This window comes from Moraxella atlantae NBRC 14588, from assembly GCF_001591265.1.
In the GTDB taxonomy this organism is placed as follows: domain Bacteria; phylum Pseudomonadota; class Gammaproteobacteria; order Pseudomonadales; family Moraxellaceae; genus Faucicola; species Faucicola atlantae.
This window is the reverse complement of the sequence record NZ_BCUL01000004.1, coordinates 21,990-38,768: the sequence shown is the minus strand read 5'-3', so window position 1 is coordinate 38,768 and position 16,779 is coordinate 21,990. Positions and strand designations below refer to the sequence as shown.

General features: G+C 48.3%; 15 protein-coding genes, 1 tRNA gene and 1 pseudogene. 10 read left to right on the top strand and 7 right to left on the bottom strand.

The features are described from left to right. Positions 1 to 28: 28 nt before the first annotated feature. Together MA2_RS03735 and MA2_RS03730 are read right to left on the bottom strand one after the other, a co-directional pair. Complete coding sequence (locus MA2_RS03735; RefSeq protein ID WP_067056736.1) at positions 29 to 409, bottom strand: DUF2147 domain-containing protein; 381 nt, start codon at positions 407 to 409, stop codon at positions 29 to 31. A gap of 155 nt (positions 410 to 564) precedes the next feature. Continuing rightward, positions 565 to 1,530, bottom strand: coding sequence for a DNA/RNA non-specific endonuclease (locus MA2_RS03730; protein ID WP_067056733.1), 966 nt, complete (start codon positions 1,528 to 1,530; stop codon positions 565 to 567). Between the two features lie 170 nt (positions 1,531 to 1,700). Between MA2_RS03730 and MA2_RS03725 the strand changes: the two genes are divergently transcribed. Beyond that, positions 1,701 to 1,791 (top strand) — tRNA-Ser (locus tag MA2_RS03725). A 58-nt stretch (positions 1,792 to 1,849) separates the two neighbouring features. On the opposite strand, the gene MA2_RS03720 is transcribed toward MA2_RS03725, so the two are convergent. Further along, positions 1,850 to 2,926 (bottom strand): cation diffusion facilitator family transporter, encoded by a 1,077-nt coding sequence (locus MA2_RS03720; protein WP_067056731.1) that lies wholly within the window; start codon positions 2,924 to 2,926, stop codon positions 1,850 to 1,852. A 277-nt stretch (positions 2,927 to 3,203) separates the two neighbouring features. Between MA2_RS03720 and MA2_RS03715 the strand changes: the two genes are divergently transcribed. From MA2_RS03715 to glmS, 7 genes are all read left to right on the top strand, one after another. Then, positions 3,204 to 4,307 carry an RNA-guided endonuclease InsQ/TnpB family protein gene (locus tag MA2_RS03715; protein WP_067056728.1) on the top strand — a complete coding sequence of 368 codons (1,104 nt, stop codon included), beginning with the start codon at positions 3,204 to 3,206 and terminating at the stop codon, positions 4,305 to 4,307. Positions 4,308 to 4,422: 115 nt separating this feature from the next. Continuing rightward, positions 4,423 to 4,938 carry a 6,7-dimethyl-8-ribityllumazine synthase gene (gene ribH / locus MA2_RS03710; protein ID WP_067057010.1) on the top strand — a complete coding sequence of 172 codons (516 nt, stop codon included), beginning with the start codon at positions 4,423 to 4,425 and terminating at the stop codon, positions 4,936 to 4,938. Positions 4,939 to 4,979: 41 nt separating this feature from the next. Beyond that, positions 4,980 to 5,531, top strand: coding sequence for a transcription antitermination factor NusB (gene nusB / locus MA2_RS03705; protein ID WP_067056725.1), 552 nt, complete (start codon positions 4,980 to 4,982; stop codon positions 5,529 to 5,531). A gap of 23 nt (positions 5,532 to 5,554) precedes the next feature. Beyond that, positions 5,555 to 6,493, top strand: coding sequence for a thiamine-phosphate kinase (gene thiL / locus MA2_RS03700; RefSeq protein ID WP_067056722.1), 939 nt, complete (start codon positions 5,555 to 5,557; stop codon positions 6,491 to 6,493). 13 nt (positions 6,494 to 6,506) lie between these two features. Then, entirely contained in the window at positions 6,507 to 7,094 is a 588-nt protein-coding gene (locus tag MA2_RS03695) for a phosphatidylglycerophosphatase A family protein (RefSeq protein WP_067056719.1), read from the top strand. Between the two features lie 54 nt (positions 7,095 to 7,148). Next, positions 7,149 to 8,522, top strand: coding sequence for a bifunctional UDP-N-acetylglucosamine diphosphorylase/glucosamine-1-phosphate N-acetyltransferase GlmU (gene glmU / locus MA2_RS03690; protein WP_067056716.1), 1,374 nt, complete (start codon positions 7,149 to 7,151; stop codon positions 8,520 to 8,522). A gap of 159 nt (positions 8,523 to 8,681) precedes the next feature. Further along, positions 8,682 to 10,520 (top strand): glutamine--fructose-6-phosphate transaminase (isomerizing), encoded by a 1,839-nt coding sequence (gene glmS, locus MA2_RS03685; protein ID WP_067056712.1) that lies wholly within the window; start codon positions 8,682 to 8,684, stop codon positions 10,518 to 10,520. Between the two features lie 130 nt (positions 10,521 to 10,650). Here glmS and MA2_RS03680 read toward each other — a convergent pair whose 3' ends face one another. After that, a complete protein-coding gene (locus MA2_RS03680) occupies positions 10,651 to 11,484 on the bottom strand; it encodes an IS982 family transposase (protein WP_067056709.1) in 834 nt (277 codons plus the stop codon). 104 nt (positions 11,485 to 11,588) lie between these two features. Here MA2_RS03680 and MA2_RS10870 point away from each other — a divergent pair. After that, positions 11,589 to 11,990: pseudogene (locus tag MA2_RS10870) on the top strand (IS66 family transposase); the annotation flags it as partial. A 60-nt stretch (positions 11,991 to 12,050) separates the two neighbouring features. Here the strand turns inward: MA2_RS10870 and gltX are convergent. From gltX to ygfZ, 3 genes are all read right to left on the bottom strand, one after another. After that, on the bottom strand, positions 12,051 to 13,559 hold the full coding sequence (gltX, locus tag MA2_RS03675) for a glutamate--tRNA ligase (protein WP_067056706.1): 1,509 nt from the start codon (positions 13,557 to 13,559) through the stop codon (positions 12,051 to 12,053). A 109-nt stretch (positions 13,560 to 13,668) separates the two neighbouring features. After that, on the bottom strand, positions 13,669 to 14,616 hold the full coding sequence (lhpI, locus tag MA2_RS03670; RefSeq protein WP_067056703.1) for a bifunctional Delta(1)-pyrroline-2-carboxylate/Delta(1)-piperideine-2-carboxylate reductase: 948 nt from the start codon (positions 14,614 to 14,616) through the stop codon (positions 13,669 to 13,671). Positions 14,617 to 14,656: 40 nt separating this feature from the next. Continuing rightward, on the bottom strand, positions 14,657 to 15,388 hold the full coding sequence (gene ygfZ, locus MA2_RS03665; protein WP_067057007.1) for a CAF17-like 4Fe-4S cluster assembly/insertion protein YgfZ: 732 nt from the start codon (positions 15,386 to 15,388) through the stop codon (positions 14,657 to 14,659). Between the two features lie 266 nt (positions 15,389 to 15,654). On the opposite strand from ygfZ, the gene MA2_RS03660 reads away from it, so the two are divergent. Next, positions 15,655 to 16,761 (top strand): RNA-guided endonuclease InsQ/TnpB family protein, encoded by a 1,107-nt coding sequence (locus MA2_RS03660; protein WP_067056699.1) that lies wholly within the window; start codon positions 15,655 to 15,657, stop codon positions 16,759 to 16,761. Positions 16,762 to 16,779 lie beyond the last annotated feature (18 nt).

Below are 16,779 nucleotides of genomic sequence, written 5' to 3'. Positions count from 1 at the left end.
TGTTAATTTGGTAGACAGCGCGCTTGAATTACTTAACGCGCTTCCAGTTTTGCGTACGGCTAAACGGCCCTAAATGACCTTTTAATGCCAAATTATTGCCCGACAGTGTCGCAGTCAGTTTGTAAGACTTGCCATTGACAGGATCGGTGATGGTGCCACCGCTGTATTTGCCACCACCATCGGCTTTTAGCCCACTGATGACAGTACGGCCGATGTAGGTTTTGGCTTTGTCGGTGTTACCATCGATGACCACCCCCGATAGCGCACCACCTGCATCACTGATTTGCACTTGTGCTTTGGGTTTGCCATCTTCAAAGGTTTGCCACACACCAACGATAGGCTCAGCAGCAAAGGCAGGGATACTGGCACACGCCAGCGCGATAATCGCGGTTTTACTAAAAAGTTTCATAGACATTCCTTGTTAGATATAGACTAGCTAGTAGGCTAGCAAGCCTGTCCTTGTTAGACCATTTTGATGGGTCGTAACTAGCATTATAGACCAATTTTTTCTGTGGTAAAGTGTTTATTGAAATTTTTTTATAATTTTATAAGCCATTGTTTTATTTATCTTTTTAACAAAGATTGCACCCAATCAGCAATCATACTGATCAAATGAACCAATAGTTGCCAATCAAATCCTGTGTGATCGCCTGTGTTACTAGGTGGCTTGCGGTTAGTTGGTTTGTCGTCTTGCTTGCCATCTTGACCGAGCGGTAAATCCAACGCCTGCGCTTGCACATTGGGCGATAAATGTGGCATCACGTTAAGCCCACTGCGGCGTGTCAAATCATTTAGGCTGATAATTTGCACGCGCTGGCTGTCATCATTGGGTGCATAATACACGCCTGCTTGCCCAAGTTTGGGCACATACACCGCCTTAAACAAATGTGTCGGCACCAACACGCGTCCACGCATTTGCTTGACCGCGCTGCCCTCAAACGCCGCGCCTGTGACCACATAAACCTCACCGTATTTTATTGCCAAATAGCGCGTTTGGCTCTCAAGGTTGCGCCACGTGGTGCGGTTTTGCGTTGGATTTTGTGGTACGATGTTGGCTAGGCTAAAGCTGTCATACTGCTGTTCAGGTGTTGCCATATCACCGTTGGGCGATAAATGCCCACGGTCATACGGTGTGTTTTTGTAATCCGCCAAACGTGCCTTGACGCGATCGGGCAGGCGGCTTTCTTCATGGAAGTTATTGACGCGCTCAAGCTGTTGGGCGGATTTAATCCGCGCGCGCGTTAGGTGCTCAGCCGACCACAGCGCGGTACGACTCACCCCCGAATAACCGACAGCAAAGCCTTCAAAACACAAATAATACAGCTCAACATCGGTTTTGCGCATAAGTTGTGGCGTTTGGCGTTGTAAGTAGCTGTCGCCGCACTGAGCAAGGTGTTTTTGGCGGTACATTGCCAAATCGGCAGCAGGCGCGGTAGCGTTGGTTTTGGCAGCGGCTTGCAAGATGGGTACGACACTAACCAACACACCAAGGATAAACGTCAAAAAATTTGCCGAAATTGCCGCTTTCATCTTGTCCGCCTATATCCGCCCAAAACGCGATCGTAAAACACGTGCCTGTCAAAAGTCCAACCAAAAAATGCTGATTATACATGACAACGCAGGGTTTTTTGGGTAAAATAAACGTCCTTTATCTGGGCATGCGGCAGATTTTTGCCATGCTGCGTGCCACAGTGATAGACGGTGAAATGGCTGAGTGGTCGAAAGCGCACGCCTGGAAAGTGTGTATACGTCAATAGCGTATCGAGGGTTCGAATCCCTCTTTCACCGCCAAATTTTGGCTCTTCCCATGGCATAATTGACAGCCATTTTGATCTTGATCTGTCGTTGTTTACAGCCATTTTGCCTGACGGGTAAAGCTGACCGACAGCCACACCTCACCTAATTGCGCACTTAATTCACGCTCAATCACTGCGCGCACTGCGTCTTGCGCATCGAGTGTCCAACGCGCATTATCTGTCACCAAAATATTGATCTCAATGTCATATTGCCGCCCCGATTTGGCAAAATGGCAACTATAATCTGCAAAATCATACACGCGTGCAAGCTCACCAAGCCAATCACGCAAACGGCGGTTGATGTCATCGGGACTGACCAATAGCACCTCTTGGATATTTCTACGCACGATATTAAAGGGCACAATACTGGCAATGACCGCCAAAATCATCGTCAAAATCGGGTCAATATATGGCACAAATTTGCCAAAACGTGTCGGTGCGATCAGCAGCGCGATGATAAAACCGACCAGCAAAGTCGCGGTCAATAGCCCATCAATCAGCCATTCATGGGCATCAACGCGGATGATCTCCGAGCCTGTTTTTTGTCCAATCACTTTAAGATAACGGTAATTGAGCAGGCACAGCACCGCCGTCACCAAGGTATAGCCAAACGCGATATCAAGGCGTAGCGGCTCATTGTTACCGTGTAATGCCTCAAATCCCGACACCAACGCCAACACACACACCGCCAATACAAACAGCCCTTGCAGCACGGTGGTCAAAGGTTCAAGGTGGGCATAGCCAAACTGAAAACGCGCATCATCGGGTCGGTGCACCAGTCGTGTGGTGAACAACGCCAAGCCCGTCATCGCCATTGCCAATACCGAAAACATACCGTCAAGCAAAATCGCCTGCGAATGGGCAAAGATCCCTGCGCTCAAGCCCATGAGGGACATGACAAACGTCCCTATTAGCGAGTATTGCAGCGCGCGGCGTTCAAGATCAGGGTTATAAGCCGCCTTTTGGTTGGTAAGCGCAGAAGGCGTAACGTGATCAGTGGCTACCTCGGTGCAGCACTCTAAATGCGGAATGGTCGTGGGTAAGGGTTGGGGGCGGCTAAGTGGTTTACATAAGGTGCGTTTGGCAAATGCCTGAGATTTTGGCGTATATTGACAAGATGGGGTCGGCATAAAATGTAAGGTTGTGGTACACAGGCTTACTTTATCGCCGAAATATGACGATTTGATGACATCGATTTTTTACAAGCATTAAAATAGGGGTAACAATAATATAGATAACTTAGATGCAATGCTAAGACTTTATGCCCAAAAAATGCTATGATAACCGCCAATTGGCATAAATTTATCATCCATTGCCGTAAAACCACCGACTTCAGGCGGTGGATATAAGGCAATTCCGCAATCATGCTTACGCACAGAAACTTGTTAAATGTGTTAAACTAACCCCATGAAAACCCTCAAGCTACGCATAAAAGACAAACACACAGCAAAGCTTAACCGCCTAAGCGGTTTGGTCAATTTTGTGTGGAACTATGTCAATGACTTGAGTTACAAATACCTGCAAAAAACAGGCAAATTTTTTAGTGCCTATGACCTAAATGAATACACCAAAGGTAGCGGTGAACTGCTAGGCTTGCATTCTCAAACCATACAAGCCATTAACGAAACTCACGCCAAATCGCGACGCCAATTCAAAAAGGCTAAACTATCATGGCGAACCAACAACCCAAAGGCAAAGCGTAAATCATTAGGTTGGCTACCGTTTAAGCAATCGGCGATTAAACATATCGCCACCCATGCCACAGGCAAGAAAGGCTTAAAATCAACCTTACAGCTTAGTTTAGCCCAAGGGCAAAAGCTAATTATAGACCTATGGGATAGCTACAATCTTAGCCTATATCAAATAAACACTTGCGAAATCGTCCAAGACAGCCGTAACCGTTGGTATGCCTGTATCACCGTCAAAGAATATCCTAAAACACAATGCGGAACAGGTAGTGTCGGCATAGACTTAGGCTTAAAAGACAGTGCCACCACCTCAAACGGCGATAAACTACAAATCAAACAGACCCAAGCATGGGCTAAAAAATTAGCCACCGCCCAACGAGCCAAAAACAAACAGCGTGTCAAAGCGATTCATGCCAAAATCAAAAACACACGCCAAGACCTCATCCACAAATTCACTAGCCAATTAGTCAAAGACAATGCCCTAATTGTGGTCGGTGATATTAAAACCACCCAATTCAGCCGCAAAAAAGGCAAACTAGCCAAATCGGTTTACGATGCAGGTTGGTTTGAACTCAAACGCCAACTGACCTACAAATGCAAGCATGCAGGTTGCCGTTTTGAAATCGTGAATGAGAAATACACTACCCAAACCTGTTCGTGCTGTGGCGATATGTCCAGTAGTCCAAAAGGTAGCGCAGGTTTGCGAATAAGAGAATGGACTTGTGCGAAGTGTGGCACATGGCATGATAGAGATATCAACGCCAGTAAGAACATTCTTGCGGTCGGGCTTGACCGTCTTGTAGAAGAAATCCCCTCACTTTAGGGAGGGGAGGAAGTCAAGCCAACTGTTTTTTACACTGTTTTAACCACAATAAAGTTACTGATTTTAGGCAATATTTACGTTGTTTTATTCACATGATTTTAGTAAAGGCACCACGATGACCAATTTACCCAATCAACTTGCGCAAGTCCAACACCTACACGGTGAGCTACACACCCAATCACATGCCCGCGTTGCGCTTGTCGTCGGGCGGTTTAATAGCTTTGTCGTCGAGTCACTGGTCAATGGCGCGCTTGATACGCTGCTGCGTCATGGTGTGGCAGGGCATAATATCACCGTGGTGCGCGTACCAGGTGCGTGGGAGATTCCTTTGGCAACGGCGCGGCTTGCCCAGACGGATAAATTTGACGCGATTATCGCTTTAGGCGCGGTGATTCGCGGCAGTACACCACATTTTGACTATGTTGCAGGCGAGTCTGCCAAAGGCTTAGGCGCGATTGGGCTAGATTACGATTTGCCTGTCATCAACGGTATTTTGACCACCGACAGCATTGAACAAGCCATCGAACGCGCAGGCACCAAAGCAGGCAACAAGGGCAGCGAAGCGGCAGCGGTCGCACTTGAGATGATTGGTGTGCTTGATCAAATCGACGCGCTTGGCGATGACGAATAATTTTGCACTGTAACCTCTTTTCACCTGATATAAGGCAGACAATGAGCGATACCGAACCACAACGCGAAGCCCTCAACTACAAAACCAGCTTGACCGCGATTCGTAAGGCGCGGCGGTTTACTGTGCAAGGTTTGTATGAGTGGTTGATGACGGGCAACCCTGCGCATGAGATTGAGGCGCACACACGTAGCGAAAACGCCATGCATACCGTGCATTTGGGCTATTATCATGAACTGATAAGCCAAATCATCGCCCAAAGTGATACGCTGATTGACTATATCAGCGGCGTACTTGATCGCGATTGGTCGCGGCTAGATAAAGTTGAGCAAGCCGTGTTGCTGGTCGGTACGTATGAGATGAAATACCGCTTTGAAGTACCGTATAAAGTGGTGATTGATGAGGCGTTGCAGCTGAACAGTCATTTTGGTTCATCTGATGGCTACAAGCTGATTCATGTGGTGATGGATAAGGTTGCCAAAGACTTGCGCCAGCCAGAGGTCGCGGCAGATGCCAAAAAAGCCCAACACCAAACCACTGCCGAGCACACGCAAGACCAACCACACATCCAACAACAAAATCCATCTGATAAATAACCCCCTATCTGCTACCGTGTGCTATGTCTGAATTTTGCTTAATCGCCCAACATTTTGCCGCTGCCACCGCCCAACATTGCGACACGGTGGTTGGTATTGGTGATGACGCGGCGATTAGCCAGCCGCCTGTGAGCTGTCAGTTGGTGAGCTGCCTTGATACATTGGTTGCAGGGCGGCATTTTCCGTTGTCTACCTCAGCGTTTGCGATTGGCTGGAAGGCGGTGGCGGTAAATTTATCTGATCTTGCAGCGATGGGTGCAACCCCGTATGCGATTTTGTTGGGTATCAGCTTGCCGTCTGCGGATGAGACTTGGCTTGGTGAGTTTAGCCGTGGTTTAGGCGCGATTTGTCAGCAGTTTGGTGTGCAGTTGATCGGCGGTGATACGACCAAATCCGATTCTTTAACCATCAGCGTGACGGCGTTGGGCTGGGTGCCAGACGGGCAGGCGATTTGCCGCCATGGGGCGCAGGTTGGTGATGTGGTGTGCGTCAGTGGCGAGATCGGTTCGGCAAGCTATGCCTTGCAACAGGTATTGCGTGGCAGGCTTTCTGACTTGCAAGATGCGCTGGATTTGCCTGTCCCCCGTGTTGCATTGGGGCAAGCGTTGCGCGGCTTTGCCAGCAGTATGATTGATGTGTCTGATGGTCTGGCGCAAGATTTGGGGCATATTTTGGCGGCAAGTGATATTGGGGCGGTGATTAACTTAGCCAAAATTCCAACCCATCCGCTTTTGCAAACCTTGCCAAATCTTGAAAAATGGCAGTATCAGCTAAACGGCGGCGATGATTATCAATTGTGTTTCACCATTGCGTGCGATAAATTGGCAGAATTTGAGCAAATGCATAGCGAATTGAGCCAGCATATCCATCCGATTGGTGAGATCATTGCAGGCAGTGCTATGCAGCTATTTGATGGACAAACGCGTGTTAATCTGACCACCCAAGGCTATCAGCATTTTTGAATAAATCTTTTCAATGACCACGCATAAACCCGATGTTCGTAAAGCCAATCCCTGCCCCCCATGTCCGTCTGATGCCAGCGGCTGGGAGCGGTTAATTTATTGGCTTGGCATTGGGTTAGGTTCAGGTTTGCCCAAACGCGCGGCAGGTACATGGGGCTCGCTGGGCGGTTTGTTGGTTGGCATTGGCTTGTCGTGGTTGGGTTTTTGGGGATTTTTGGCGATTACGGTTGCAGGTGGCTTGGTGGGCAGCTATATTTGCGGCAAAACGTCGGATTTGATGGGCGTGCACGATGATCCGCACATTGTGTTTGATGAATGGGTTGGCATGTGGATCACGCTGTTGGCGTTAAAATATTGTTATCAGTTTGACCCATTAAACAGCATGAGCCATTATCGGATTGATACGTGGTTTGGCATGTGGCAATGGGTGCACTTGTTGATGGCGTTTGTGCTGTTTCGGTTTTTTGATATCATCAAACCGTTTCCCATCAAATGGGTGGATCGGCACGTGGGCGGCGGATTTGGAATTTTGATTGATGATGTGCTAGCAGGTGTGATGGCTGCTATTGTTTTCATTGGCTTAATGTTTATAATAATTTAACAGTGTATTGTCGAACAATTGATGCTATAACAATTGATTGCTTAAGGAATATTTATGCAAAATCTCACCACAATTATCATGGCAGCGGGCAAAGGCACACGGATGCAATCAAGCCGCCCCAAAGTGCTACAAACACTTGGCGGCAAACCACTGCTGCGTCATGTGCTTGACACTGCCAAGCGATTGGGCAGTGAACGTATCATTGTGGTGTATGGTTTTGGTGGTGAGCAGGTCAAGGCGGCATTTGCTGATTATGGCGTGCACAACGGCACGCTAGAATGGGTTGAGCAAGCCGAGCAGCTTGGCACGGGACACGCGGTGCAGATGGCCTTGCCGCATTTACCAACCACAGGCAAAAGTCTGATTTTATCGGGCGATGTGCCGCTGATTGGGCAAGACACCTTGCAGCAACTGATTGACAGCGGTAGCCAGCTAGCGATGGTCACGTTGGGGTTAGACAATCCGTTTGGGCTAGGGCGTATCGTGCGTGACGCAGCAGGCAAGGTGACAGGTATTGTTGAAGAAAAAGACGCAACGCCTGAGCAAAAACAGATTCAAGAAATCAACAGCGGCATTTATTTGGTCGATAACGCGATTTTGCAGCAATTTTTGCCAAAACTTAGCAACGACAATGCCCAAGGGGAGTATTATTTAACCGACATCGTCCAGATGGCAATCGCCGATGGTGTGGAGGTGGCAACGGTTGCACCAAAATTTGGTTTTGAAGTTGAAGGTGTCAATGACCGCGTGCAGCTAGCGCGTTTAGAACGGCGCTATCAAAGCTATCAAGTTGAGCAGCTTCAGCGGCAAGGCGTACAGTTTGCCGACCCAAGTCGTGTTGATATCCGTGGGCAGCTTAGCGTCGGGCGCGACGTGTTCGTTGATGTCAATGTCGTCTTTGAAGGCGATGTGCAGCTAGGCGATAACGTGTATATTGAAGCAGGCTGCGTGATCAGCAACAGCAGCGTTGGTAATGCGTGTCATCTCAAGCCGTACTGCGTCATCCATCAAGCGACCATCGGCGCAGGTGTGGATATTGGCCCGTTTGCCCATTTGCGCCCTGATACCCAACTTGCTGATGGGGTAAAAATTGGTAATTTTGTTGAAACCAAAAAAGCCCAAATCGGTGCAGGCAGCAAGGTCAATCACCTAAGCTACATCGGTGACGCAACCATTGGCAGCCAAGTGAATATCGGCGCAGGTACAATCACGTGTAACTATGATGGCGTGAATAAGTCAAAAACCCAAATCGGTGATGGCGCGTTTATCGGCAGCAATGCAAGCCTTGTTGCACCCGTGCAAATCGGTGCAGGCGCGACGATTGGTGCAGGTTCGGTGATTACCCAAGCTGCGCCTGCAGACAAACTCACTTTGGCACGCGCCAAGCAGGTGACCGTGGAGCGTTGGCAACGCCCCAGTAAAAAGTAAGATACAATTGTATACCCTAAGCGAATAATTAAGGCAAAATCAAAGCGAGCTCAGCCATAGTTTAGCCTTAAAAATTCGTTTATTAACCCCATATGAACGATTGATGGTATTAGATAACCATAAATTTAATTTGTTGGTTTTAGAATATAAGGAAAGCCTATGTGCGGTATCGTCGGTAGCATACGTCGTCATGCCAATGTCGTGGATTTTTTGACCGATGGGCTCAAGCGGCTTGAGTATCGTGGCTATGATTCGGCAGGTATTGCCGTGCAGACAGCAGCAGGTATCAAGCGCGTGCGCCGCGTCGGTCGAGTGGCCTTGACCGACCAAGCCGCGCAGGAAATGGGCTTGACGGGTAGCACAGGGGTCGGGCATACGCGCTGGGCAACGCATGGCGGCGTGACCGAGCCCAACGCTCATCCGCATATATCCAATGACTTAATTTGTGTGGTGCATAACGGGATTATCGAAAACTTTGAAGCTGAACGTGAGCGCTTGCAAGTAGCAGGGTATGTTTTTACCTCACAAACTGACAGCGAGGTTATTGCCCACAGCGTGCATCAACAGTACGTCAAAAATGGTGGTGATTTGTTTGCCGCCGTGCAGACAGCGTGTGCAGGTTTTCATGGTGCATATGCCATTGCGGTGATTGCCGCTGATTTGCCCGATCAAATGGTGGTAGCGCGCATGGGCTGTCCGCTGCTGATTGGTTGCGGTGAGCAAGAAGTATTTGTCGCCTCAGACGTTTCGGCGGTGGTTGCGTTTACCCGAGATATCATGTACCTAGAAGATGGCGATATGGCGTTGCTATCCGCCGATGGAGTCGAGCGTTTGCTTGATCGGGATGGTCAGCCTGCTGAGCGATTGGTTAAAACCTCACAAGTGTCTTTGGCATCGCTTGAGCTGGGTCCTTACACGCATTTTATGCAAAAAGAAATCCACGAGCAGCCCAAAGCCATCATTGACACCACCGAGGTGTTTATGAACTCAGGCTTTATTGCTGCTAACTTTGGTGAGCAGGCGCAGACGGTGTTTAGCCAAATTCGTGGTATCAAGATTTTGGCGTGTGGCACGTCGTATTATGCAGGCTTGACCGCCAAATACTGGCTTGAAAGTATCGCGAGCATACCGTGTGATGTCGAAATTGCCAGTGAATACCGCTACCGCCCTGTCATCGCTGACCCCGATACGCTGATTATCACCATTTCACAATCGGGCGAAACGCTGGACACGTTGGAGGCGCTTAAATATGCCAAAGCATTGGGGCATCGGCACAGCCTATCGATTTGTAACGTCATGGAATCGGCATTGCCACGTGAAAGCGAATTGGTATTTTATACCCGCGCAGGGGCGGAAATCGGCGTTGCCTCAACCAAGGCCTTTACCACCCAGCTGATTGCATTGTTTGGCCTAGCGGTGACGTTGGGCAAGTTGCGTGGTGTGGTTGATGCCGAGCAAGAAGCCCAATTTACCGAAGAGTTGCGCCAAGTGGCAGGCAGTATTCAGCACGCGCTGAACCTTGAGCCGCAAATCATCGGGTGGGCAGCGCAATTTGCCAGTAAGCCCAGCAGCCTATTTTTGGGACGCGGTATTCACTACCCAATCGCCCTTGAAGGCGCGCTAAAACTCAAAGAAATCACCTATATTCATGCCGAGGCTTATCCTGCAGGCGAGCTTAAGCACGGGCCTTTGGCGTTGGTCGATGAAACCATGCCTGTTGTTGTTATCGCGCCTAACGATAGCTTGCTAGATAAGGTCAAGGCAAACATGCAAGAGGTTGCAGCACGCGGCGGCGAGCTGTTTGTATTCACCGATTTGGATAGCGAATACACTGCAAGTGAGGGTGTGCACGTTATCCGCACACCGCGGCATGTCGGCATTTTATCGCCGATTGTGCACACCATTCCTGTGCAATTATTGGCGTATCACACCGCCTTGGCAAAAGGCACCGACGTGGATAAACCGCGTAACTTGGCAAAAAGTGTGACGGTGGAATAGTTTATGCAAACCTTTGCACAAAAATGTAGTCGAGTAATTAGGTGTCATACTAAGTAATTACCTATCATACTGAATAATTAACCCCAGTTCGACATAAACTACTGCATAACTCATTGAAAGCTATCACAAACTAAGCAACCTGCGGTAAAGAATGCCCAATCAGCACATTCTTTAGCGTAGGTTTCTTGGTTTGGTGGCAATAAGCAATCAGCCCTGCCAATAAATTAGCCATAAACCCAGCAGGGCTACGATGTCTTGAATGCTCAATTTGGCAAATATGCTTTAACTCATCAAACACCGTCTCAATCAAGAAACGGCGTTTGAGTAATCGCTTATCCAGCCAAGCAGTTAGGGATTTATTAATATAGCCTTTATCACCAAACAGTTTACCAAATACGGTCATATCGCACAGTTGTTTCACAGGTTTTCTGTCATCCACATTGCCTGCTGTGACGGTGAGATTGACAAGTTCACCTGGGTGGTTGATGATGACGTGCAGTTTAAAGCCATAAAACCAGCCCATGCTACTTTTTCCTCGTGCGGCAGTGTCGGCAAAGACTTTGTGGCGTTTGATACGGTGGTTGTCACACACAGCTAGACTGGTTGAGTCAATGTAGCTTATCCCTGTGCAGTTGCCTTGCATTAAGAATTTCAAGTAGTCACACATGGGATGTACGGCTTTTTCCATCAGTTCTACCATTCTGTTGTAGCTTGGTAGTCTTGGAAAGGCACTTTTTAGCCATTGACACAGATAGCCATAGTAAAATGCTTTAAATTCTCGGTATCTGATTTGATGAAATAGTACCATGATGGTGATGATTTCTGCTAAACTGATGCAGCATGGTTTGTTTCGGGTCTTTTTACTGCTTTTTCGCTTTAGCGTTAGCATTTTCTTCTGTTGCTCGGCTGTGTAGGTTTTGCAGTAGTCGTCTATGTGGCAGTAAAGTTCTACAAGATTGTCCATGTAAGAAGTCCTTGGCTAGGTTGTTTGTGGTGAACTTACTTTAGCATATTGGACTTCTTTTTTTTATCCTTTCTTATGTCGAATTCAGGTTAGTTAGACAAATCAGGCAAGGGAAAGCAAAGCCGATTGCAGATAGGCTTTATGCGTGGTTACAGGAGAAAAGGCTAGGTACGATTAAGAATGCCAGTATTACCAAGGCGATTGAGTATTGCTTGAAACGTTGGACGGCATTAACTCGTTATTTGGATGATGGCAATCTGCCGATTGATAATAATTGGGCGGAGAATCAGATGCGTCCTTGGGCACTCGGGCGTAAGAATTGGTTGTTCGCAGGGTCGCTTGAGAGCGGTCAGCGAGCGGCGAATGTTATGTCGCTCATTCAGTCAGCTAGATTGAATGGGCTTGATCCGTATGCGTATTTGGTGGATGTGCTGAGACGGCTGCCAACACATCCTGATAGCCAGATTGATGAGCTGCTACCACATTGCTGGAAACCATCTCAATAGGGGGATGGTCGGGGGCTTACAAATAGGGTATTTGATATTTATAAGGTGACAACAGATAATTTAATTGACTTTGGTTTGCCACAAACTACCCAACGCTTGATGGTGTTTTTCTAAGGCTTTTAACTGTTTTTTGCTCACACCGCCAAGTACTTCGATGGCATGGCGCAGACGTTGTAGTGTCATGTCCGCGCCAATGAGATACATCGAGTTCATGACCGGTGTGCTGGCTTTGCTGCCTGCAATGGCAATAAAAAACGGTGCCATCATATCACGCAGCTTGATACCCAATTCGCCTGCTAAGTTGGTTAGCACGGTTTGGATGTTACTCTCTGTCCATTTAGGCAGTGCCTCAAGCTGCCATTGCGCCAGCTGTAATACCTCGATGATTTGCTCAGTGGATAAGACTTTATGATCAAAGTCTTGTGCGCTGATACTGGGTAGATTTTGAAAATAAAAGCCTGCCCAATTCACCGCGTCAGACAGTAGGTTGATCCGTGGCTGAATCGCTTGCGCAATCGCGGTCAGATTATTGCTGCGATTTGCCCAGTTAAGAATTTTATCGGCAAGCTGTTCGGGCGTTAGCGCGCGCAGCCATTCGCCATTGAGCCACGTTAGCTTTTCCACATCAAAAATCGGGCCACCCAATGACACGCGCGTGATATCAAACGTGGCGATTAGCTCCTCTAAAGTGAATTTTTCTGCTTCGTTGGGTAGGGAATAACCCATCCGCGCCAAGTAGTTGAGTAGTGCCTCAGGCAGCACACCTGCGTCACGGTAGTAGGTGATTGAGGTAGGATTTTTACGTTTAGATAGCTTGGACTTGTCGGGGTTGCGCAATAGTGGCATATGGCAAAGTACAGGCATTTGCCAACCAAAATATTGGTACAATAGCTGATGTTTGGGTGCAGAGCTGAGCCATTCTTCACCACGAATCACATGGGTAATTTGCATCAAGTGGTCATCAACGACATTGGCAAGGTGATAGGTTGGCAAGCCATCGGTTTTAAGCAGTACCTGCATATCAACTTGTGCCCACGGAATTTCAATCTCACCGCGCAACATGTCGTGAAAGCGGCACACGCCTTCATCGGGTACACGCATACGGATGACGAATGGTTTACCCTCAGCAGCTAGGCGATCGGATTCTTCACGGCTGACATGTGCCCAACGCCCATCATAACGTGGGGTTTCACCACGCGCCATCTGCTCGGCGCGCATGGCGTCTAACTCACTGGGCGTGCAAAAACAACGAAACGCATGCCCTGCATCCAGTAATTGTTGGGCGTGGGCTTGATAAATTTCGCGGCGTTCGCTTTGCCGATAAGGCGCGTGTGGGCCGCCAACGTCAGGACCTTCTGCCCAATCTAGTCCCACCCAACGCAGCGCGTCCAAAATCATGCGCTCAGATTGTGCCGTTGAACGCGCTTGGTCGGTGTCCTCAATACGCAAAATAAACTCGCCACCGTGCGCTTTGGCAAATGCCAAATTAAACAAGGCGATATACGCGGTGCCAACATGTGGAAAACCAGTGGGACTTGGGGCAATACGGGTACGAACAGCAGCGGTCATGAGTAGGCTCTTTATAATCGGTTGAAAAATATGCAGCTATTATAGCCAAATTGGCAATTGTTTGGGTAAAAAGCGTCAAAACGCACAGTAAAACGGGCAAACATGGCGTTTATTTGGACGTTGGGTTGGCATTTTCATACACCAATATCGCCGCGGCTAAATCCTCTGCGGCGTTGCCAACGGCTTTGTAAACAGTGATTTCATCATCATGTGTGCGCCCATGATGTTGCTGTCGGCACAGCGTTATTAAGTCGGCTTGCACTTGCTCACGCGTCAAGACACCTGCCTGTAGTGGGAACAGTAAATCGCCTGCCTTATCCAACGCCTCATCGGTATCAACAAACACCGACGTGTCGCCAAACAGCGCATCATCAGACTCACGCATGGTAGGCGTAAAGCCACCGATTAAATCAACATGGCTGCCTGCTTGCACCCAGTCGCGATGAATCAGCGGCTCGGTCGAGAGCGTCGCGCAGCTGATGATGTCATTGTCTGCCACAGCTGCTGCCAAATCGGTCACTGCCTCGGCATTAAAGCCTTGCGCGCGCAAATCAGTGGCAAGTGCAACGGCTTTATCATGGGTTTTGTTCCATACTTGCACGCGCGTAAGGTCAAACGCCGCCGCGTAAGCAGGTACCAACTCGCGCGCCACGTTGCCTGCGCCAACGATAAGCAAGCGGTGGCTATCGCGGCGCGCCAAAAATGTGGCTGCTAACGCCGATGCTGCTGCCGTGCGCCGATTGGTAATCGTGTTGCCATCGATGACTGCCAGTGGCACGCCGTTGTGCGCGTTAAACAACGTATAGGTCGAAAACAAGCCTGCCAGTCCGTGCTTTTGGCTATTTTCAGGATAAATTGTTACATGCTTGATGCCCAAATAGCGGTCGCGCTGCCATGCTGGCATGATCAGCAGTGTTGCGCCTTTGTCACTGCTGTCAATGGCATGGTGATGGCGACGCGGTACGACACAGCCTTGCACAAACATGGCTTTGAGCGCATCAATCAGTGCAGGGTAGGGCAACGCGGCGGCAGTCTGTTCGGCGGTAAAAATTTGCATGATGGTGCCTTTTGATCGGTCAGTGGCTGGATGAAAAAAGCTACACCTGTCGCTCAATCGGCTGCTGTAACGCCTCAGGCAATGCCAGTACAGTTAAGCTTGCCGCTGTGATATTATCGGGACGTGCAATGACCAATGCTTCAAACGCATTGGCGCTGTCAGATTTGGCAATGGCATTGACCACCGTCACATTGTTACCCAACACCGCGCCTGCATCAGGTGTATCGCCAGTGCCTGCTATCCGATGCAGCCATGCCTTGGGACTTGCCTTAAACCATAGCCGCGCGATGATTTCTTGCCCCAAATAACAGCCCTTATCATAATCCACACCGCCGCGTTGGTGTAGGCGCAATTCTTGCGGCTGAAACAAACCACGCGTCGGCTGAGTCAGCCAGTAGTTGCCCTGCGCGATACTCTGTGCCTGCCAATCGGTCAGTGGATAGCTCGTATCAGTTTCGCTAAACGTCAGCACACCCTCAATCACAACAGGGTAAATCGGCTTTGCGTCTGATAACGTGATCTTAGAAAACGCGCCGTATTTTTTGATATGTTGGGCAAAATCGGCAACGCAATCGGCACTCAGCACGATCTCAAACGTCATGTCATCAACGTGTCTGAGCCATAGCCCAAAATCCACCCGACCTTTTAGGTTACTAATTGCCGTTGGCTGAAAAATATCAGCGTTTAGCTTATCAACATGGCACGTCACTTGCCCTTGCAAGAATTTTGCCGCTTGCTCGCCTGTCAGCGTCATCACGCAAAAATCTGTCATCATTTTTTCCTTGTTTGTATTTACCAAATTTTAGCAAGATGTTTTCAAAAATTTGTTGTTCAAGCTTGGTTAAAATGGTTTGGTCGCGGTGGTGCAATTACAAGTCTTATGGTCAGTAAATTGTCAATCAATACGTAAATCAGCACACGTTGATAAGGTTTGTTATCCTCCGTTGCCGTAAACCTGCGACTTCAGGCGGTGGATATAAGGCAACTCTGTAGCTATGCTTACACACGATAAGATACTAAATATGTTAAAATAAACCCATGAAAACACTCAAGCTACGCATACGAGACAAACACATAACGAAGCTTAACCGCCTAAGCGGTTCGGTTAATTTCGTATGGAACTACATCAATGACTTGAGTTACAAGTACCTACAAAAAACAGGCAAATTCTTTTCAGCCTATGACCTAAACGAATATACCAAAGGTAGCGGTGAATTCCTTGGCTTACACTCGCAAACCATCCAAGCTATCAACGAAACCCATGCCAAAAGCCGAAAGCAATGCAAAAAAGCCAAACTATCATGGCGAACCAACAACCCAAACTCAAAACGTCAATCACTCGGTTGGCTACCATTTAAACAATCCGCTATTAAGCACATTGCCACCCACCAAACGAATAAAAAAGGCTTAAAATCGACGTTACAACTAAGCCTAGCCAAAGGGCAAAAGCTACTGATAGACGTATGGGACAGCTACAATCTATCGCTGTATCAAATAAACACCTGCGAGATTGTACAAGACAGCCGTAACCGATGGTATGCGTGTATCACCGTCAAAGAATACCCAAAACAGCAATGTGGAACAGGTAGCGTTGGCATAGACTTAGGCTTAAAAGACAGTGCTACCGCCTCAAACGGCGATAAACTACAAATCAAGCAAACACAGGCATGGGCTAAAAAATTGGGTGTCGCCCAACGTGCCAAAAACAAACAGCGTGTTAAGGCTATCCACGCCAAAATCAAAAACACACGTCAAGACCTCATACACAAATTCACCACAGGGCTAGTTAAAGACAATGCCCTAATCGTGGTTGGTGACGTTAAAACCACCCAATTTAACAGCAAAAAAGGCAAACTAGCCAAATCGGTTTACGATGCAGGTTGGTTTGAACTCAAACGACAACTGACCTACAAATGCGAGCACGCAGGTTGCCGTTTTGAAATCGTCAATGAGAAATACACTACCCAAACTTGCTCGTGTTGCGGTCAAATCGACAGCAATAGTCCGAAAGGTAGCGCAGGTTTGCGAATAAGAGAATGGACTTGTGCGAAGTGTGGCACACGGCATGATAGAGATATTAACGCCAGTCGGAACATTCTTGCGGTCGGGCTTGACCGTCTGGGAGCAGGAATCCCCTCACTTTAGGGAGGGGAGGAAGTCAAA